Genomic DNA, 19,597 nt, shown 5'->3' with positions numbered 1-19,597 from the left:
CTCCTCCTTATTCTGATTTCGCTTTTTTATTGAAAGCTTGTGTCAAACGGTCCAGGATGATTGCTACGATAACAATCGCAATCCCGGCAACAAATCCGCCACCAGCGTCGTTACGCCCTACTGCAAAGTAAACACGTGTCCCAAGCCCCATTGCACCAATCATTGAAGCAATTACAACCATGGAAAGTGCTAACATAATACTTTGGTTAATTCCGGCCATCATGGTTGATTTAGCCATCGGAAGCTGGACTTTCCACAGTTTTTGCCAAGGGGTGGAACCAAAAGAATCTGCCGCTTCAACAAGCTCTGTAGAAACTTGGCGAATACCTAAGTTAGTCATACGAACAGTTGGAGGCATTGCGAAAATAACGGAAGCAACTACCCCTGGAACCATTCCAATACCGAAAAATGCTACCGCGGGAATTAAGTATACAAAGGCTGGCATTGTTTGCATAAAGTCGAGCACTGGTTTAAAAATACTTTCAACAATAGAGCTTTTTGCCATCCAAATACCAAGTGGAACACCAATGACAAGGGCAATTAAACTACTTGTAAGTACAAGTGTTAAGGTCTGTGTCATATCACGCCAAAAGTCTAAGTTCCAAATTAATAGTAAACCGACAACTTCAAAAGTGATTAAACCCCACTTTTTACCTTTGCGATTAACCCAAAATGTTCCAAGTACAAGTAAAATAATAAATAACCATGGTGGAACTAAGTCAAAGACCCATTGAAATGCGTCAACAACCCCACCAATCATATTTGTAATAACATTAAAAAATCCTTCAAATTGCGTTAAGCCATCAACTAACTTATCAATCCAACTAGCTAATGGAATCGTTGGAATATTAGGCATTAACGTTCACCTCGTTTCCAGAAAGTGCGGCCAGAACGGATCCGCGAATAATAATTCCTTTTAGTTTTCCATCTTCTGTCACAGCAATTGGAATTGTCGTTGTCGAGATAGTATCCATAATTTCAGCAAGTGGTGTATCGGGTCCAGTTGTTGGAACATCGCGATGTAACGCAGTTTCCAGTGAAGTAATATTTTCTTTAACAAGTTTAGAAACTTCTGCTGCATGGACAATACCAACTAGTTCACGATTACGTTTAACTACGAATACACTGGAAGTTCCAGCTTCACGCATCCGTTTTAAAGCAACACGCGGTCCATCTTTTTCGAAATTAACGATTTCTGGACGTATCATAACGTTGCTCGCTGTATAGACTTTGGAACGATCTACATCTTCAATGAATTTTTCTACGTATTCATTTGCTGGATGTGCCAAAATTTCTTCCGGAGAACCTGTTTGAACGACAGATCCATCACGCATAATCATGATGTGATCGCCAATACGAAGCGCCTCGTCTAAATCATGGGTAATAAAGATAATCGTTTTTTTCATTTTATCTTGTAAATCGAGTAATTGATCTTGCATATCTTTTCTGTTAAGTGGATCAAGTGCGGAGAAAGCTTCATCCATAAGTAAAATGTCTGGATTATTAGCAAGTGCTCTCGCTAAACCAACACGTTGCTGCATTCCGCCAGAAAGTTGTGAAGGATATTGTTCCCCGTAACCAGCTAAGCCAACAAGTGCAAGCGATTCTGCTGCATTTTTCTCACGTTCTTCTTTATCCATTCCTTGAATTTCAAGGCCATATTCCACATTACGGTTGATCGTTCTATTAGGGAATAAACCAAAGTTTTGGAAGACCATACTCATACTTTTTCGTCTAACTTCCAAAAGTTCTTTTTTATTTAAACTAGATAGTTCTTTTCCATCAAGCCAAATTTTTCCGCTCGTAGGCTCAATGAGACGGTTTAAAAGTCGTACCAAAGTTGACTTCCCACTACCAGAAAGCCCCATTATAACGAAAATTTCCCCTTCTTCTACGCTAAAAGATGCTTTATTAACACCAATAGTCGCTCCTGTTTCTTTCAAAATATCTGTTTTCGATTTTCCCTGAGAAAGTAAAGAAGATGCTTTTGCAGCCTTTTTTCCAAAAATCTTCGTCAGCTCTTCCACTTTAATCTTACTCAAAATAAAATCCCCTTTCTTTTTTAGATTGAATTATTTAACTAGGCAAAAATTCGGCCCATATCGCTTTTAAAAAAAGCAATAACATTTATCATTGTACACAAGTTTTGGCTTAGTTTCACATCATAAAGTCTAGTTTGCACTATTTTGAGCATTTTAGAAAGCGCCTCCATCTTACAACAACAGTGGCTAACAGTTTTTTAAATTTTTTTGTAAAAAAAGTCTATTTCCGGGATAAAATAATGGTTTTTTAGTAAAATATTATTTTTGATAACAGCAATTTTTAGAAATATTTGTTAGAATAGAAAAGGACATTTCATTAGGAAGGGGTGAATGAAATGGATGGAGAACTTTCAAAGGACGTGGACCAGAAAATGAATTTACTAACCCAGTGGTTTCATTCCATTGATTGGGACAAATTTTGGAACCATATTATTTCTGTTGGGATAAAAATCGCCATCTTAATTGTTCTTTATTTTATTCTTCGCGTAGTTGGCAACAAAATTATTCGTAGTTTCTTTAGGAAATATCGGCAACAACAAGCTGTTTCAGTTGGTCGTGCAGACACACTTGAAAGCTTGATTTCTAATTTCTATGGCTACGTTTTATTTTTCACTTTTGCGATTTTATTATTACAGAACTTTATGGATGTTACGGCAATTATCGCGAGTGCCGGCGTTGCAAGTTTAGCCATCGCATTTGGTGCTCAAGGACTTGTAAGTGATGTTGTAACTGGATTCTTTATTTTACTTGAAAGACAACTTGATGTTGGGGATACGATTACAATTGGTTTAGTCAATGGAACTGTTGAGGCACTAGGACTTAGAACAACTCAAGTACGCGATTTCGACGGCACGCTTCACTTCATTCCAAATAGACAAATTATGGTCGTCAGTAATCATTCACGTGGCAATATGCGTGTTATGGTGGACATTCAAATTAGTCCAAAAGAAGATCCAGAAAAAGCTATTGCGATTATTAGTCAAGTGTGTGAAGAAGCAGCAAAAGAAAACAAAAATATTGTCGAGCCACCTGTTGTACTAGGTGTGCAAAATATTGACGCCACAAACATGATTATTCGTGTGGTTGGTAAAGCGGTCAATGGAGAACAATATTCTGTTCAACGTGATCTTTTGAAAGACATTCGCGAAGCACTTGCTGAAAATGAAATCGAACTACCGCTAAGTTTTGTTAGCACGTTCGGCCCAAATAATAATTAAAAAGACGTAAATTCGCTCATTTTGAGAACGAATTTACGTCTTTTTATTTACTTTCTAAAAAGTTTATTAAAACATCAATTGCAAATGGGATTGCTTCTTCTTTTGGATTTAATTTTGCGTGATGTAAACTGTATTCCGAGTCCACCCCAAGCCAAAACATAAAACCCTTAATTTCCGATAAAAAGTAGCCAAAATCTTCACCAGTCATCGCTGAACGAGCTGGTACATAACTTTCAGGATAGTGTTCTTTTAAAAATCGGATAAATTCTTCTGTTTCTAATGGCTCATTATCTACTTGGTAATAATCTGATCCAGGATGAAATTCCACTTCACATTGATAAGCTTCTTCCCACCCTTTAGCTAATTGTTTCAAACGAGTCCAAACGATTTCCATTGTTTCTGGTGAAAGGGTCCGAATCGTTCCGTCGAGAAAAGCAGTTTCTGCAATAACATTTTGAATTTCTCCGCCGTGAATGCGTCCAATCGTTATAACCGCGCTATCCATTGGATCAATATTACGACTAATGATGGTTTGCATTTGTCCAACAAAGGCGCTTGCTGCAACAACCATATCATTCGCTAAATGTGGATATGCGGCATGCCCACCTTTTCCTTTGAATGAAATAAATAATTCTGAAGTATTAGCGAATAACAAACCTGGCTTGATAGCGATTTCTCCGACCTTGTATTCTGGTGCGATATGAAGACCATAAATAGTATCAGGTCGCCAAGCTGCAAATTCCTCACTTTCCATGATTGGTTTTGCGCCGCCCGGTCCTTCTTCTGCAGGTTGGAAAACGAAAAGCAAATTATCTTTTGCCGGTTTACTTGCAAAATGAGTCAAAACACCAAGCGCAATACTCATATGTAAATCATGACCACAAGCATGCATATTACCAACATGGTTCGATTCAAATGGTAGTCCTGTTTCTTCCGTGATTGGCAGCGCATCAATATCTGTGCGATAACCAATGGTTTTTTCAGGCTTTGTCCCTTTTACTAAGACTAAAATTCCCGTACGCCATTTTTTCACTTCTAAATGCTTGTTTGGTAACTTACTAATATACGCTAGTAAATAAGCTTGTGTTTTTAGTTCTTTGTAGCCTGTTTCAGGAATTTGATGTAAATCACGACGAATGGCTATAAATTCATTTAGCATGACAATTCTCTCCTTTTAAAAAGGACTGTTCCGCCAAAAGACGAAACAGTTCCCTTAGGTTTTAAAGTTGACGAAGTTCTTGCATAATTTCTGTTTTAGAAGCTGTTTTTGCATCTAATTTTTTTAGTTCACGAGCTGGGATTCCAGCTACAACAGTTCCAGGGGCTACATCTTTTGTAACGATAGCTCCAGCTGCAACAACCGCGCCCTCTCCAATACGTACACCTTCTAGAACAACGACATTCGCACCTACAACCACATTATCTTCTACAATAACTGGTTGTGCGGATGGCGGTTCAACTACGCCAGCAAGGACAGAACCTGCACCAATATGGCAGTTTTTACCTACAGTTGCACGGCCACCAAGAACAACATTCATATCAATCATTGTTCCATCACCGATTACTGAACCGATATTGATACTTGCACCCATCATAATTACAGCATTGTCACCGATAGTTACTTGGTCGCGAATAACTGCACCAGGCTCGATGCGTGCGTTAATGTTTTTCATATCTAACAAAGGAATAGCCGAGTTACGACGATCATTTTCGATTACGTAATCTTCAATATTCGCTTTATTTGCTTCTAATAATGGCTCAACTACAGCCCATTCTCCAAAAATAGTTCCCGCGTTTCCTGTAATGAATGTTTTTACATCACTTGGAAAATCAATTTTTTCTAAGTCCCCTTTTAGGTAAACTTTTACAGGTGTTGCTTTTTTGCTATTTTGAATAAAAGAAATAATTTGGTGTGCATCCATTTGTTCCATGAATTTTAGTCCCCTTCCGATACGTTCTGTTTTCTATTTTGCCATAGCTATTTAACTTGTTCAAGGAATTTATCTGTTATTTCTAAAAACGCCTTCACTTGAGGTAAACCAAGCGATTGCTCATAAGTCAGCAAATTCGTTTCTCTACTAAGAATGGAGCCATCTTTTTCTGTTAGTGGTATTTTATTGATTTTATCTGTGTAACCTAACATCGTCACTTCTGGTAATATCGCAAATCCAATGCCATTTAGTGCCATTTGTCTGGACGTTTCCATTTGATCCATTAACATGGCTTGACGCGGCATTTTTCCGAAATTTCTTTGCCAGTAATCTTGAATCACTTGATAGTAATTCGAATCACTACGAAATTGGATAAAAGGACGATTTGTTTGGAAAACTTCCTCAATCTTTGTAATTTCCGTATCAACCAAAACAAGTTTATCGTTAAATAACGGTTTTTGGACACTTTTCCATGATGAATTCCCACGTACAATACCAATATGAACATTTCCGGCTGCTAATTGTTGTGTTACTTCACTGCTCCAGCCTGTTACAAGGGAAATTTGCACATTAGGGTAGGCACTTGCAAATGCTTTTAATACGCGCGGTAACCACATTTGCGCAACTACACTAGCACACGCAATTCGTAGTGTTCCCCGAACGACGCCTTCCATTGCTTCGAGTTTTTCTTGAATTGTATGTTCGCGTTCAATGACACTAGACGCGTGACGGACAATGGCTTCTCCTTCTGGTGTAAGAAGCAATCCTTTTTGCGTACGAATGAATATCTTGGTATTCCATCTACTTTCAATCGTTTGCAAACGCTGTGATAAAGCAGGCTGACTTAAAAACAGTTTCTCTGCGCTTTTCCGCATATTTAGTTCTTCCGCCAAACAAACAAGAAGTTCATATTCCGTTACAATCATCTATTTTCCTCCACTTGTAAGTGAATATAACGATTGACTTGTTTTAAAACAACCCGTCGTGTCACAATTCCTTCAAAATGGTGATCTGCATCGACAACACAAACAAAAGGATGATCAACAAGTAAGCGTACAATTCGCTCATTATTATTAAAATCTTTAATCACCGGGAAATCTGTTTGCATAACATCTTCCACTTTTAAATCTTCCAGTCGTTCAAATTCAATACGTTCGAGTCCAAGTATTGCATCTGTAATCATCGCTGCACTAATTAATCCATGGAGTTTAAATTCAAAGTCAAGTACAGGAATGACAGAATAACCACATTTCGTTAATACAAGTAATGCATGTTCTAAATTATTACCAAGCTGTACATGAGCTACTTTTTCAGCAGAAATCATCGAATCAGCCAGTTCATTATCAATAAATTGTCCAAATCTATTAGAGATCATTTAGAATCTTCCTCTTCCTAATATTTTCAAGCTCTGTGAAGTTTCTTTCCACTTTTCAAAAAATAAAGCGAAACTTTTCCATCTTCTATTCTACCATACTACTTGGTCTAATTTCTTACATTTAGTGCTTGAAAATGATATTTTTATATAAAAAAAGCTGTGAATAAATATCCACAGCTTCTAAGTAAATAAACGGTTTAACCGATTTTTACCGTGTTATTCGTTTTCTTGTAGCGTTTCAAAAATTTCGATAGCAGTCATATCAATATCGTCAAATTGATATTTACTATTGTCGCCATAAATTTCAACTTCAAATGAGTTAGAAGCTTGGAAAAACTTCACTTCGCACACGGGCGTACCATTTTTTTCAAAACGTCTTGCTTGTGTTTCAGCAGACTCATCTTCTTGCATTGCATGTAAACGTTGAATAATTCCCAATAACTGAGACATCTTACACTCTCCTCTCAAATCCACCATCTGACGTGCAAAAATTGGCATACCTTGCAGTTGTTCTACGCGCGTGGCAATGCTTTTTTACATATTTCCTCATATCTGGTTTTTTCGCCATATCTTATTTCTTTCACTATACTACCAAATTTTATCGCAAACCGCACGTATAACGCAAGGGTTCTGGAAATATTCAGAAAAAGAAATTATTTTAAATTAGCTAAAATGACATGTTTTGTTCTATTTTAAGCATATTTAGTACCAAAAAAAGACTATAAAAAAGTTTTTACACATTTTTATAGTCTTTTATAATTAAAATTCATTTTTTCGATTTGCAGTGGAGCTAATAATCATTTTTGTGGCGCGAATTATCGTTTTGTGACGATTAAATCCTTTGACACAAATGGTTTGATCACCAATTGTTGCGAATACTTCCCCCCATGAACCACAAGGATTGAAGCCATAAGCATGTATTTTTAGTAAGCCATCTTTTGTTGGAAAAAAGAGAGCTTCGTATTTACCTGGTTTAGTCATATCCGGTGGCCCCTTCCACATTCACCCAATCATCTCTAACTGAAAATGATTATCATTATTAAAACCATCTTATAGCATTCTAATTAAAAGTGCAAGGCTTTTTACTAATATTTTCAGATATTTTGCTTTTTTTGTTTTTTAAGCTATAATGGAATGAAATTATGAAGCTTACTCCCGCCTGATTTTAACGGGATTTTCTTATAAAGAAAGGTGACCAAAATGACAAAATCTATTCGACCAGAATTACATGATATTGAAGTAAGTGGAATCCGAACGTTTAACAATAGAGTTACTGGTATTCCAGATATGATTCGCCTGACGCTTGGTGAACCTGATTTTCCTACACCAGAACATATAAAGCAAGCTGGTATTTCCGCTATTCAAGAAAATTTTACTAATTACACACCAAACGCAGGCATGCCAGAACTACTAGCAGCAGCTTCTACGTACTTTAAAGAAAAATACGACCTTAGTTATAAGGACAATGAAATCATCGTCACAGTAGGTGCTACAGAAGCTATTTCGGTTGCACTCCAAACCATCTTAGAGCCAGATGATGAAGTTATTCTACCTGACCCAATTTATCCAGGTTATGAACCGCTTATAACTCTAAATAAAGCACGCCCGATAAAAATAGATACGACAGAAACAAACTTTATATTAACTCCAGAACAATTACGCGCACATATTACACCAAAAACAAAAGCACTTATTATTCCATATCCATCTAATCCAACAGGCGTATCGCTCACCAAAGAAGAACTTTTAGCTTTAGCCACAGTTTTAAAAGAAACAGGTATCTTTGTTATTGCGGATGAAATTTATAGCGAATTAACTTATCATCAAGAGCATGTAAGTATTGCTCCAATGCTTAGAGATCAAACAATTGTGATAAACGGTTTATCTAAATCTCATGCAATGATTGGTTGGCGAATTGGCTTTTTACTTGCCCCAGAAAACCTTACAAAAGAAATGCTGAAAATCCATCAATATTCAGTTACTTGCGCTAGCTCTATTTCGCAAAAAGCCGCCTTAGAAGCCATTACTAATGGAAAAGATGATGCTTTCCAGATGCGAACGGAATACAAAACACGCGCAAATTTCACTCAAGAACGTTTAGAAAAAATGGGTTTTACTGTTATTCCTCCTGATGGTGCTTTTTATTTCTTTGTAAAACTTCCCGACGAAATAACCGAAAACTCTTTTGATTGGGCAGTAAGACTTGCGGAAGAAGCCAAAGTAGCTGTTGTACCAGGCAATGCTTTTTCAGAAAAAGGGGATCGTTATTTCCGACTTTCTTACGCGACATCTATTAATAATCTTGCGGAAGCACTTGAACGTATGGCTACTTTTTTAGCAAAATAAACAAACAACCACTATTTTTTGTAGTGGTTGTTTTACTTTTAGCGATAATATTTAATTAAAGCTTGTGTTCCTTCCTCACTTAATCCTTGGTCAGCTAAAGTTTGATACATTTTTTCTGCTAAGGATAGTCCTGGAAGTTCAAGCCCCATTTGTTTCGCTTCCGAAAGAGCGATTCCCATATCTTTAATAAAATGTTTAATAAAGAACCCAGGAGAAAAATCATCTTGAAGCACACGGGGAATCAAGTTTGAGAGAGACCAACTACCAGCTGCTCCACCTGAAATCGATTCTAATACGCGCGCAGGATTAAGCCCAGCCGCCTCAGTATAAATTATCGCTTCTGTTACACCAATCATATTAGATGCAATTGCAATTTGATTGACCATTTTCGTATGTTGTCCGGCACCTGCATCGCCTTGCAAAATGACACTACTGCCAAGAATTTCAAAAATCGGTTTCACTTTCAAAAATACGTCTTCTGCTCCACCAACCATAATTGCTAACGTCCCATTTTTCGCTCCAATATCGCCACCTGAAACGGGAGCATCTAAAGCACCTATCCCCTTTTCACGAAAAGCTTCGGCAATTTTTTTAGCTAATACAGGAGAAGAAGTTGTCATATCAATCGCCACAGCACCAGCAGAAAGATTCTCTAAAAAGCCATTTTGACCTAAGTAAAGTTCCTCCACGTCTTTTGGATAACCAACCATGGAAATTAGTACATCAACCTTTTTCGCAAGCGCTTGAGGAGTATCTATCCATTTTGCACCTTTTGTTAGTAGCTCTTCTGCCTTTGATTTAGTACGAGTATAAATAAATACGTCATAACCAGCTTCAAGTAAATGACTCGCCATACTTGAACCCATAACTCCCGTACCAACAAACCCAATTTTTTTCATTTTAAAAAACCTCCTAACTAAATGTAACTCCCATAATCGCTAGAAATACAAAGAATAAAACAAGTATTCCAAGTAAAATCATATGTGCTTTTTTGTACATTACTGTTATCGCAATAAATTCTCTAATCAACGCATTTGGCATATAATATAATGCCGTTTTCGCACCAATACCTTGGCTTTTCAAACCAGCTTTTCTTGCATAAATACCAGCTCGGAATAAATGGAAATTATTCGTTGCAAATAAACTATTATAAGTTGGCATGATTGCATCCATTTTTTCTTTGGAAAATTTCATATTTTGAAGCGTATTTACAGACTTATCTTCCATAATTATAAAGTTTTCATCTATCCCTTTTTCTATCAAATAAGCTCGCATTGCTTCTGCTTCTGATATTGTTTCATTCGCACCTTGTCCACCAGAAACTATAAAAGTCGCTCGCTTTCCTTTTTTAAGATACTGTTTCTCATGGAATTTAATTGCCCGGTTCAATCTACTAGCAAGTAGTGGTGGAACTCTATCCCCGCCAATCAAGCCACTTCCAAGCACAATTAAAAAGTCTTGATTATATCTCGGAAAATTAAATTGGTAAAGAAATGTTGAAAGAAGAAAAGATAAAAATAAGAAGGAAAAGTAACCTACTAGAGCTACAACAAAAACAATGGCAAGACCAAGAATTGGACTTCCTGTTTTTAAAATACTACCAAACCACATAATAATAAGTACTAAAATGCCTAGTCCAATAAATAACGGCAACATATTTGCTAATTTGCGCCCTTCTCGTTTTAACATTAACCTACCATTGACAATAAGCATCGTAGCAATACCAATAACAAAAAACGGAATGAGGATTATTAACAAAAGCAAAACCGTTCCCATAATGGAAACTAGAAGCTCGTTCCCTTTTGCAAATGTCACATAAACTACGGATAATAAAGAAAAAAATAGTGCGATTGTCAAAACAATACCATTGCTAATTCGACGTCTATCTATAATTGATAAAACTATAAAAAGAAGTAGAAAAAATGCTGCTAATAAATAGATAACCACTCTTGTTGCCCCCTTTAAAGCTAACTGTCTTTTTATTATACTTGCGCTACCTCATTTACACAATACAAAAAGACCTAGACGAATAAATTCGTCTAGGTCACTCTCAGAAATTACTCTGCAGTATATTTTTCAACTAATTCTACAACTTCTTCAGCTGTAGCTTTATTTAAAGCTTCTTCCGCTAATTTCACCATTTCAGATTGATCCAAACGTTTGATTAACGAACGAGACTTAAGAATACTTGAAGCACTCATTGAAAATTCATCTAAGCCTAGGCCTAAAAGAAGTGGTACAGCCGTTTGATCTCCAGCCATTTCTCCGCACATACCAGTCCATTTACCTTCTTTATGAGAAGCATCAATCACCATTTTTACTAAACGTAGAATGGATGGATTGTATGGTTGGTAAAGATAAGAAACACGTTCGTTCATACGGTCAGCAGCCATTGTATACTGAATTAAATCATTAGTTCCGATAGAGAAGAAATCAACTTCTTTAGCAAATTGATCAGCAAGAACTGCAGCAGCAGGAATCTCAATCATAATTCCAAGTTCGATGGAATCAGAAACTTCTGTCCCAGCGGCTTTTAGTTTTGCTTTTTCATCAAGTAAAATATCGCGCGCTTGGCGGAATTCATTGACTGTTGCAATCATCGGGAACATAATTTTTAAGTTACCATAAACACTTGCGCGAAGTAATGCGCGAAGTTGTGTACGGAATAATTCTTCATTTGCAAAACAAAGACGAATTGCACGGAAACCTAAGAATGGGTTCATTTCTTCAGGAAGTTCAAGGTATGGTAACGTTTTATCGCCACCGATATCTAAAGTACGAACGACCACAGATTTTCCGTCCATTCCGGAAACTACTGCTTTATACGCTTCGAATTGCTCTTCTTCTGTTGGGAAATTGTCACGACCCATGTACAAGAATTCTGTACGATAAAGTCCAACTGCTTCCCCACCATTAGAAATAACACCTTCTAAATCATTTGGAGTTCCGATGTTTGCTGCAAGCTCCACGTGAACACCATCTTTAGAAACCGTTTTTTCATTTTTAAGTTTTTCCCATTCTGCTTGTTGTAAAGCAAAATCAGATTTAATTTTTTCATAGTGAGCGATTTGTTCTTCTGTTGGATGGATGATAACATTACCTTCCAAACCATCAATAATAACCATATCGTTCTTAGCTACACTAGCAGTTACTTCTTTAGTTCCAACTACTGCTGGAATTTCAAGAGAACGCGCCATAATAGCAGAATGCGAAGTACGACCACCAATATCCGTCACAAAACCTTTAACAAATTTACGGTTAAGTTGTGCGGTATCAGAAGGCGTTAAATCAGCTGCGACAACAACTACTTCCTCATCAATTAAAGCTGGATTTGGAATAGTCACACCTAGTAAGTGAGAAAGAACACGTTTGCGTACATCCTTAATATCAGCTGCACGTTCACGCATGTATTCGTTGTCCATAGATTCAAACATACCAATAAACATGTCTGTCGTTTCTTGTAAAGCTGTTTCTGCATTCGTTTTAGCATTTTTGATGCTTTCTTCAATTGGTCCAGTTAATTCAGGATCATTTAAAACTAGAAGATGCGCGTCAAAAATTTGTGCCTTATCTTCGCCTAAGTCTTTAGCTGCTTTTTCACGAATCGTTGAAAGTTCTGTTCTAGAAACTTCTAACGCGCTTTCAAAACGTTTTACTTCACTTTCAACATCCGTAACTTCTGTTTTTTCATAGGAAAGATCAGGTTCAACGAGCAGATAAGCTTTCGCAATGGCAATCCCATCAGATGCTGCGATACCTTTCAACTCTTTAGCCATTATTCAGCCAATCCTTCTTTCTTAAGAACTTCAGTTAGTCCTTCAATTGCTTCTTTTTCGTCGCTACCTTCAGTATAAATAGTGATGTCAGCGCCTTTACCAATTCCTAGGGACATAACACCCATGATTGATTTAAGATTTACTTTTTTGCCAGTGTATTCAATTTGAACGTCAGAGCTGTATTTACTTGCAGCCTGCACCAATAGAGTTGCTGGGCGTGCGTGAATTCCTGTTTCATCGATTACTACAAAACTTGCTTGTTCCATAATTTACATTCTCCTTTGTAAAGAAATTTGTTGTAACCTTTTAAGCCAAAAATCATTCAGCAAAAAAGACTATCCCTCAATTAAAAAGAGTACCATGTTTTATCTATTGTTACAACCATTTGATTGAAAATTTTTTAGAATGTTTTTTACTGCACGCCCTGTTTCGTTCTTTTTATTTGGAAAAAGAGCATCCATTTCAAAAATTCGTCACTAAATTGTTTCATTTTTGAATTAAATAGTACTTTATAATGGCTTATAGTTGATTTTAAAAGCTTTTTAGTGCAAAATTTAAGGAAGGTTCAAAAATGCATACATTCTTTTTCAGCAAGAAAGTGGCAACACCGAAAATTGAAGGAGTGATAACAATGGCAAAAGCACATGTTGGAGACATTATTGAATTTAAGGATGGTCTAACTGGGATTGTCGAAAAGCTCAACGAAAATTCCGTTATAGTCGACTTAACTTATATGGAAAATTTCAAAGATTTAGGTATTGAAGAAAAAACGGTAGTAAATCACAAAAATTATCAAATCATTCATTCAGTAGAAGAAGACGATGATGCTGATGAGGAAGAAAATGAAGAATAACAATCACATTAATTTTAGTGCGCAAAAATAAAGCATTTCCTAATGAGAATGCTTTATGTTTTTGCGTTTTTTATATGTATAAAAATAGAAAAAGGAGCTTATAAATTTGGAGATGACAAAGAAAATCGCCATTATCGGGGCTGGTCCAGGTGGTTTAGCCGCGGGTATGCTTTTGAGTCAATTAGGATATGAAGTGAACATCTATGAAAAAAACGACCGAATTGGCGGTCGAACGGCTTTACATAAAATGGGCAAATATTCCTTTGATATTGGACCTTCTGCTTTAACAATGACGCATGTTTTGACTTCTCTTTTCATGGATTGTAAACGGGATATTTTAGATTATGTTTCACTTTTACCAATTAATCCGATACACACGCTTTATTTTCAAGAGGTAACTTTCCCGCTTTATAGTGATTATGCAGCAACAAAAGCCGTCATTAAAACTTACTTTCCGGGGGAAGAAGAAGGTTTTGATCGTTTCATGAAAGAAAACACGAAAAAAATGCTCTATATCTCTCCTCTAAACCAATTTAATTATAGTTCATTATTTGATTTTTTTAGGCCAACAACCCTACGTGCGATACCTAGCTTAACACTTGGACGATCTTTGATGGATGATTTGGCTAGATATTTTAATAGTAAATATCTTCGTCTTGCCTTTTCATTGCAGATGAGATATTTAGGTATGTCACCATGGGATATTCCCGCTGCTTATAGCATTGTTCCTTTTTCAGAGTTCTATTATGGTACATTCCATCCAATTGGTGGCCAAAACAAAATTGTTGAAGCTATGCAACAAGTCGTTACAGAAAACAAAGGGAAGTTTTTCTTTAATTCCGAAGTAACTGATTTTGAATTAGAAGGAAATGAAATAAAAGGAGCTCGTCTTGCAAGTGGTCAAGTCATTGAAGCAGACTATTATTTTACCAATTTAGATTTTATGTATTCGTTAGGGAATAAACCAAATAATCATTTAGAGAAAAAAGAATACTCTTCTTCTGCTTTTATGCTTTACCTTGGTTTAAGTATCGTGCTTCCACTTTCCCATCAGTCTATTGTTTTTCCAGATAATTATCGGGAGTTTTCCGATAATACTATTCACAAAAAAATACTTTCGAAAGATTTGGCTATTCACATAACTAATCCTTCTGCAACCGATAATACGATGGCTCCAATCAATCATTCTAGCATCCGAATTATGGTATCCGTTCCAAATAACACTAGTGCTATTGATTGGGATAAAGAAACAAAAGAGTTCCGCCAATTAATTCTAGATACCGTAAAGGAACGATTAGATTTTCCTGATTTAGATGATTATATTGAAGAAGAATATATTATTACACCAAAAGATTGGGAAGAAAAATACCATGTTAAATATGGTGCTGTATTTGGATTACAACATCTTACTCGGCAACATGGCTTCCTTCATCCCTCCAAAAAATTACCTAAGTATAAAAACTTATTTGTAATCGGAGCTGGTGCCCTTTCTGGTAGCTCCTTACCTTTTATTATCGAAAATGCACAAATCACCACACGAAAATTTTTGCAAAAAGAAAACCCAAGTAATCAGTAAATCGATTACTTGGGTTTTTTTGGTGTTTTCGTCTCTTTTTCTAAGCTAAAGAAGTAACAGGCTGTAAATATAATATTGGAAATGATAATAATTGCAATAGATGTCCATAAATCAAGATAAAATGATAAAAATACAAAAAATGCAATGATAATCCAGTAAACAATCACGATTTCTGATTTTAAATCAGGATATTTAAGCTTTTCCCAGCTATCCGTCAAACTTAAAATAAAGTAAATCATCAAATGTAAAATTAACCCCAATAACCACCAATTAATAAAATCTGATAATTGTAATATAGTAAAGCCATTTTGCGTGATATAAAGTTGCTTTGATTGCAGTGTAATTGGTTCAATTAATACTTCAAAAATCATTACCATCGTCGCTGCAATAAAAGAATAAATCCCGCCTCGTATCCAGTCAATATTAATTTTCAGTGTTATTTCACGTGCGATAATATGTGTTCCCGCAATCATTCCGACCCAAATAAAGCCCATTGTAATTGGTATTCCGTAAACACTACCACCGAGTGTGGATCCAATATATTCGTCCGTATAACTTAACTGCATCCATTCAATACAAGTACTCACAACAAAAATAAGTAAAGTGATTGCAGATCCTAGCCATTTACCGTACTGCATAATAAAAAACACTGCTGCAAAAACCCCAGTAAATACTAGAAAAAGCGATTGAATAGTTGTTAGCTGTGGTGGAATAATGTGTAAAGAAACAAGTAATACGCTTCCTAGAAACCAAAATATATAGATCCAAAGTAAAAATTTATAGTTTTTTTCTAACATCTATGAACCACTCCTATTTTTTAATTATAAAGGATTTATTAAATTGCACAACTTTTATCTTATCTTTCGTTTAATTGTTGCCAAACGATTTCATTTGTTTTAAAGTAGTATGAGAAGTATTTGTTAAGAAGAGGTGTAAAGTATTTGAAGAGCATCAAGATTGATTATAAGCTTGTACTGGGACTCATTTTATGTGCCCTGCTTGTTATATTAACATATCAGTTTCCTCGTGTTTTTTGGTATTTATATGGAGCTGGCATGTTATTTCTACTTAGTTTTGTGATTTTTAATGACGATTTAAAAAAGGAATTTTCATTTACAAAAGGTATTTTACCAGGTATTTTTTCTGGAATAGTTCTTTATATTATTTTTTACATAGGCGCCTTCATTCTAAAAGTGATGCCTGGTGGTCTAGATAATTCTGTAGAAGCTGCATTTAATAAGTATTCTACTAATTCCTTAATTATTTGGTCTTTGCTTATTATCGCAATTATACCCGGAGAAGAAATTTTCTGGCGTGGTTTTGTTTTAAAACGATTGAATCAATATTTTAATCATTGGTTCTCTAATATTTTTGCAGCGGTACTTTGTATGGTGATGATGTTGCCAAGTGGTAATTTTGCAGCAATTATCGGTATTTTTGTTGCTTCTCTTGTGTGGAATGTAATGTATTCTTACCGACCAAGCTTACTCATGGTTTATCTGTCGCATTTAACCTTTGCCTTTTTACTACTCGCAGCACTACCGATTTATTAAAATAACACACTACAAACATTCCTTTTTAGGAGTGTTTTTTCTTTTAAAATTTTTAAGCAAAATACTTGAAAGTCAAAATAGGTCAGTATATAATAAATTCATAAGGTCAAAGATAGTCAAAGTCAAGACCTTTCATTTCTCATTTTAAAAGGAGGAAATTAACTATGAACTGTGAAAAATGTAATCAAAATCAAGCAACAATCCAACTATATATGAATATTAATGGCAAGCGTGTCGAAATGCCGCTTTGTGCCTCTTGCTATGCTGAAGTCAGAAATCAAGCAAATTATGGAGCAAATGAATTCTCTGGTAATGGCGGCTCCCCATTTGACGATATTTTCCGTCAACTAAGTGGTGCTGCAAATCAAGCAGGTCGCGAACAAAGAAATCAAGCCAATCCGCAAGTACAAACACAAAGTGCTGGCGGTGGTAATGGTTTACTAGATGAATTTGGAACCAACTTAACGGATATGGCGAAAAAAGACCAATTAGATCCCGTGATTGGTCGAGACAAAGAAATTAAACGTATGATTGAAATATTGAATCGACGTAATAAAAACAATCCGGTTCTTATTGGTGAACCAGGTGTCGGTAAAACTGCCGTTGTTGAAGGGCTTGCAAATGCCATTATTGCAGGAAATGTTCCAAGTAAACTAATGAACAAAGAAGTTATCTTGCTCGATGTTGCTTCGCTTGTTTCTGGAACAGGTATCCGTGGTCAATTTGAAGAACGTATGAAACAACTCATTAAAGAATTACAAGAACGTAAAAATACTATTTTATTCATTGATGAAGTGCATACAATTGTAGGAGCCGGATCTGCAGAAGGTTCAATGGATGCAGGAAACATTTTAAAACCAGCTCTTGCACGTGGTGACTTACAAATGATTGGTGCAACAACGCTAAAAGAATATCGCACAATTGAAAAAGACGCAGCACTTGAACGTCGTTTCCAACCAGTAACTGTTAATGAACCAACCACTAAAGAAACACTCACAATTTTAAATGGTCTGAAAACAAAGTATGAAGATTTCCATGAAGTTGTTTATTCTCCTGAAGCTTTAACAGCAGCAGTTGAATTAAGCGCTCGTTACATCCAAGACCGTCATTTGCCAGATAAAGCAATTGATTTAATGGATGAAGTTGGCTCAAAATACAATCTTTCTGTTGAAAAACTCGATGAAAATACTGTTAGCGAACGCGTTGCTCGTTTAGAAGAAGAAAAAAATCACGCTCTTCAAATGGAAGATTATGAAAAAGCAGCCAAAGTTCGTGATGAAATTACACGCTTAGAAGAAAATAAAACAAGTAACTCCTTCTCAGAACGCCCAGTAATTCAAGCATCTGACATCCAAGCGATTATTGAAGAAAAAACTGGCATTCCAGTTGGACGTTTACAAGAAGATGAAAAATCCAAAATGAAAAATCTAGAAAGTAACTTAACAGGTAAAGTTATTGGCCAAGAAGATGCCGTGAAAAAAGTAGCGAAAGCAATTCGTCGTAGTCGGGTTGGACTCAAAGCGAAAAACCGCCCAATTGGTTCCTTCCTATTTGTTGGACCAACTGGTGTCGGAAAAACAGAACTTGGACGTACTCTCGCTCGTGAATTATTCGGTACAAGTGAAGCGATGATTCGTTTAGACATGAGTGAATTTATGGAAAAACACAGTGTCTCTAAATTAATCGGTTCTCCTCCAGGCTATGTTGGTCACGAAGAAGCAGGACAATTAACTGAAAAAGTTCGCCGCAACCCTTATAGTATTATTCTATTAGACGAAATTGAGAAAGCACATCCAGATGTTCAACATATGTTCTTACAAATTTTAGAAGATGGTCGTTTAACCGATTCACAAGGGCGTACAGTGAGCTTTAAAGATACTGTTATTATCATGACAAGTAATGCTGGTGCAACAGACACAGAAGCTTCCGTGGGCTTTAATACCGGATCAGATACTAAACTTGAAAAAGGCACTGATATTCTTGCTAAACTAGGCGCTTACTTCAAACCTGAATTCTTGAACCGTCTAGATAGTGTCATTGAATTTAAATCACTAGAAAAAGATGATTTAGTACAAATTATTGATTTAATGCTCCTTGATTTAAATACCATGTTAAAACAAGAAGGCGTGACAATTGATGTTTCGAGCGAAGTGAAAGAACATTTGATTGAGCTTGGTTATGATGCTAAATTTGGAGCAAGACCATTACGCCGAACAATCCAAGAACACCTAGAAGATGCAATTGCTGATAACCTCATTGATCACCCTGATGCAAAAAACTTATTGGCAACTTTAAATGATGACAAAGAAATTGTAATAACTGAACAAGTAACTGCTTAATAAAAAGGCTTGAGTTAATCAAAACTCAAGCCTTTTTCTAATGCAAGCAAATATTGTTTTTTATCTACATCTGCTCCGTTATAACCACCAAGCTCTCCGTTACTTTTCACACATCTGTGGCAAGGAATAATAATTGGGAAAGGGTTCGCCCGATTTGCTTGCCCTACCGCTTGGACTGCTTTTGGACTCCCCGCTCTAATAGCAATTTCCTTATAACTTACTACTGCTCCGTACGGAATTTCACTTAACGCTTGCCAAACACGTTTTTGAAAATCAGTTCCTCGAGAGAGCAATGGAACATCAAAACATTCAAGTTTACCCTCAAAATAAGCTTCCATTTGTTTTATCACTTGTTTGTAGACATCCTGTTCATTCTCTTCCCCTACCGAATATTCCCAATGAGTCGGTTCATCGTAAGCAATAGAAGTAAGGTAACTATCTTCCACCGTAATAAAAAGTTCTCCAACTGGCGATTCGTTTTTTTGCCGTAGCATAATTTGCCTCCGTATAGTTGATTGTCTAAAGATAGCATGTCCATCCAAAAATCGCAAATGGCTGTCATCTACCTTTAATAATTGATACTTTTTGT

General features: G+C 36.2%; 20 protein-coding genes. 6 read left to right on the top strand and 14 right to left on the bottom strand.

The window, feature by feature from the left end; genetic code table 11:
* Nucleotides 1-7 precede the first annotated feature (7 nt).
* Nucleotides 8-856 carry an ABC transporter permease gene (locus tag LWE_RS05075; protein WP_011701825.1) on the bottom strand — a complete coding sequence of 283 codons (849 nt, stop codon included), beginning with the start codon at nucleotides 854-856 and terminating at the stop codon, nucleotides 8-10.
* Nucleotides 849-2,042: a quaternary amine ABC transporter ATP-binding protein gene (locus tag LWE_RS05070; protein ID WP_011701824.1), complete on the bottom strand. Its 1,194-nt coding sequence runs from the start codon at nucleotides 2,040-2,042 to the stop codon at nucleotides 849-851. Before LWE_RS05070 ends, LWE_RS05075 begins: the two co-directional genes overlap by 8 nt.
* A gap of 371 nt (nucleotides 2,043-2,413) precedes the next feature.
* Here LWE_RS05070 and LWE_RS05065 point away from each other — a divergent pair, with 371 nt between their 5' ends.
* Nucleotides 2,414-3,259: a mechanosensitive ion channel family protein gene (locus LWE_RS05065; protein WP_011701823.1), complete on the top strand. Its 846-nt coding sequence runs from the start codon at nucleotides 2,414-2,416 to the stop codon at nucleotides 3,257-3,259.
* 43 nt (nucleotides 3,260-3,302) lie between these two features.
* Here LWE_RS05065 and LWE_RS05060 read toward each other — a convergent pair whose 3' ends face one another.
* The 6 genes from LWE_RS05060 to LWE_RS05035 form a co-directional block, all read right to left on the bottom strand.
* The gene (locus LWE_RS05060) at nucleotides 3,303-4,418 is read right to left on the bottom strand and encodes an N-acetyldiaminopimelate deacetylase (protein ID WP_011701822.1); all 1,116 of its coding nucleotides are present in this window, start codon (nucleotides 4,416-4,418) and stop codon (nucleotides 3,303-3,305) included.
* A gap of 61 nt (nucleotides 4,419-4,479) precedes the next feature.
* Complete coding sequence (dapD, locus tag LWE_RS05055; RefSeq protein WP_003729819.1) at nucleotides 4,480-5,190, bottom strand: 2,3,4,5-tetrahydropyridine-2,6-dicarboxylate N-acetyltransferase; 711 nt, start codon at nucleotides 5,188-5,190, stop codon at nucleotides 4,480-4,482.
* Nucleotides 5,191-5,237: 47 nt separating this feature from the next.
* Nucleotides 5,238-6,116, bottom strand: a complete 879-nt coding sequence (locus LWE_RS05050; RefSeq protein WP_011701821.1) for a LysR family transcriptional regulator — start codon at nucleotides 6,114-6,116, stop codon at nucleotides 5,238-5,240.
* Nucleotides 6,113-6,565, bottom strand: coding sequence for a cyclic-di-AMP-binding protein CbpB (gene cbpB, locus LWE_RS05045; RefSeq protein WP_011701820.1), 453 nt, complete (start codon nucleotides 6,563-6,565; stop codon nucleotides 6,113-6,115). The genes LWE_RS05050 and cbpB overlap by 4 nt, the downstream gene beginning before the upstream one ends.
* A 216-nt stretch (nucleotides 6,566-6,781) precedes the next feature.
* Nucleotides 6,782-7,015: a YkuJ family protein gene (locus LWE_RS05040; RefSeq protein WP_003719227.1), complete on the bottom strand. Its 234-nt coding sequence runs from the start codon at nucleotides 7,013-7,015 to the stop codon at nucleotides 6,782-6,784.
* A 309-nt stretch (nucleotides 7,016-7,324) separates the two neighbouring features.
* On the bottom strand, nucleotides 7,325-7,546 hold the full coding sequence (locus tag LWE_RS05035) for a hypothetical protein (RefSeq protein WP_011701819.1): 222 nt from the start codon (nucleotides 7,544-7,546) through the stop codon (nucleotides 7,325-7,327).
* Between the two features lie 219 nt (nucleotides 7,547-7,765).
* Here LWE_RS05035 and LWE_RS05030 point away from each other — a divergent pair, with 219 nt between their 5' ends.
* Nucleotides 7,766-8,911, top strand: a complete 1,146-nt coding sequence (locus LWE_RS05030) for an aminotransferase class I/II-fold pyridoxal phosphate-dependent enzyme (protein ID WP_011701818.1) — start codon at nucleotides 7,766-7,768, stop codon at nucleotides 8,909-8,911.
* Nucleotides 8,912-8,949: 38 nt separating this feature from the next.
* Here the strand turns inward: LWE_RS05030 and LWE_RS05025 are convergent, their stop codons facing one another.
* From LWE_RS05025 to LWE_RS05010, 4 genes are all read right to left on the bottom strand, one after another.
* Nucleotides 8,950-9,810, bottom strand: a complete 861-nt coding sequence (locus LWE_RS05025; RefSeq protein ID WP_011701817.1) for an NAD(P)-dependent oxidoreductase — start codon at nucleotides 9,808-9,810, stop codon at nucleotides 8,950-8,952.
* A gap of 13 nt (nucleotides 9,811-9,823) precedes the next feature.
* A complete protein-coding gene (locus LWE_RS05020; RefSeq protein ID WP_011701816.1) occupies nucleotides 9,824-10,858 on the bottom strand; it encodes a YdcF family protein in 1,035 nt (344 codons plus the stop codon).
* Nucleotides 10,859-10,968: 110 nt separating this feature from the next.
* Entirely contained in the window at nucleotides 10,969-12,687 is a 1,719-nt protein-coding gene (gene ptsP, locus LWE_RS05015; protein ID WP_011701815.1) for a phosphoenolpyruvate--protein phosphotransferase, read from the bottom strand.
* Nucleotides 12,687-12,953 carry a phosphocarrier protein HPr gene (locus LWE_RS05010; RefSeq protein WP_003719221.1) on the bottom strand — a complete coding sequence of 89 codons (267 nt, stop codon included), beginning with the start codon at nucleotides 12,951-12,953 and terminating at the stop codon, nucleotides 12,687-12,689. Before LWE_RS05010 ends, ptsP begins: the two co-directional genes overlap by 1 nt.
* Nucleotides 12,954-13,258: 305 nt before the next feature.
* Here LWE_RS05010 and LWE_RS05005 point away from each other — a divergent pair, with 305 nt between their 5' ends.
* Nucleotides 13,259-13,540, top strand: a complete 282-nt coding sequence (locus tag LWE_RS05005) for a YkvS family protein (protein WP_011701813.1) — start codon at nucleotides 13,259-13,261, stop codon at nucleotides 13,538-13,540.
* A gap of 100 nt (nucleotides 13,541-13,640) precedes the next feature.
* The gene (locus tag LWE_RS05000) at nucleotides 13,641-15,116 is read left to right on the top strand and encodes a phytoene desaturase family protein (protein ID WP_077904710.1); all 1,476 of its coding nucleotides are present in this window, start codon (nucleotides 13,641-13,643) and stop codon (nucleotides 15,114-15,116) included.
* 5 nt (nucleotides 15,117-15,121) lie between these two features.
* Here the strand turns inward: LWE_RS05000 and LWE_RS04995 are convergent, their stop codons facing one another.
* Nucleotides 15,122-15,913 (bottom strand): membrane protein, encoded by a 792-nt coding sequence (locus tag LWE_RS04995; protein ID WP_011701811.1) that lies wholly within the window; start codon nucleotides 15,911-15,913, stop codon nucleotides 15,122-15,124.
* A gap of 144 nt (nucleotides 15,914-16,057) precedes the next feature.
* Here LWE_RS04995 and LWE_RS04990 point away from each other — a divergent pair, with 144 nt between their 5' ends.
* Together LWE_RS04990 and LWE_RS04985 are read left to right on the top strand one after the other, a co-directional pair.
* Entirely contained in the window at nucleotides 16,058-16,669 is a 612-nt protein-coding gene (locus LWE_RS04990; RefSeq protein WP_011701810.1) for a CPBP family intramembrane glutamic endopeptidase, read from the top strand.
* A gap of 164 nt (nucleotides 16,670-16,833) precedes the next feature.
* Nucleotides 16,834-19,008 (top strand): ATP-dependent Clp protease ATP-binding subunit, encoded by a 2,175-nt coding sequence (locus LWE_RS04985; RefSeq protein ID WP_011701809.1) that lies wholly within the window; start codon nucleotides 16,834-16,836, stop codon nucleotides 19,006-19,008.
* 14 nt (nucleotides 19,009-19,022) lie between these two features.
* Here the strand turns inward: LWE_RS04985 and LWE_RS04980 are convergent, their stop codons facing one another.
* Nucleotides 19,023-19,502, bottom strand: a complete 480-nt coding sequence (locus LWE_RS04980; RefSeq protein ID WP_011701808.1) for a methylated-DNA--[protein]-cysteine S-methyltransferase — start codon at nucleotides 19,500-19,502, stop codon at nucleotides 19,023-19,025.
* Nucleotides 19,503-19,597 lie beyond the last annotated feature (95 nt).

This window comes from Listeria welshimeri serovar 6b str. SLCC5334, assembly GCF_000060285.1.
GTDB lineage: Bacteria > Bacillota > Bacilli > Lactobacillales > Listeriaceae > Listeria > Listeria welshimeri.
Note: the sequence above shows the minus strand (reverse complement) of the source record. Positions and strands in the feature narration are given on the sequence as shown.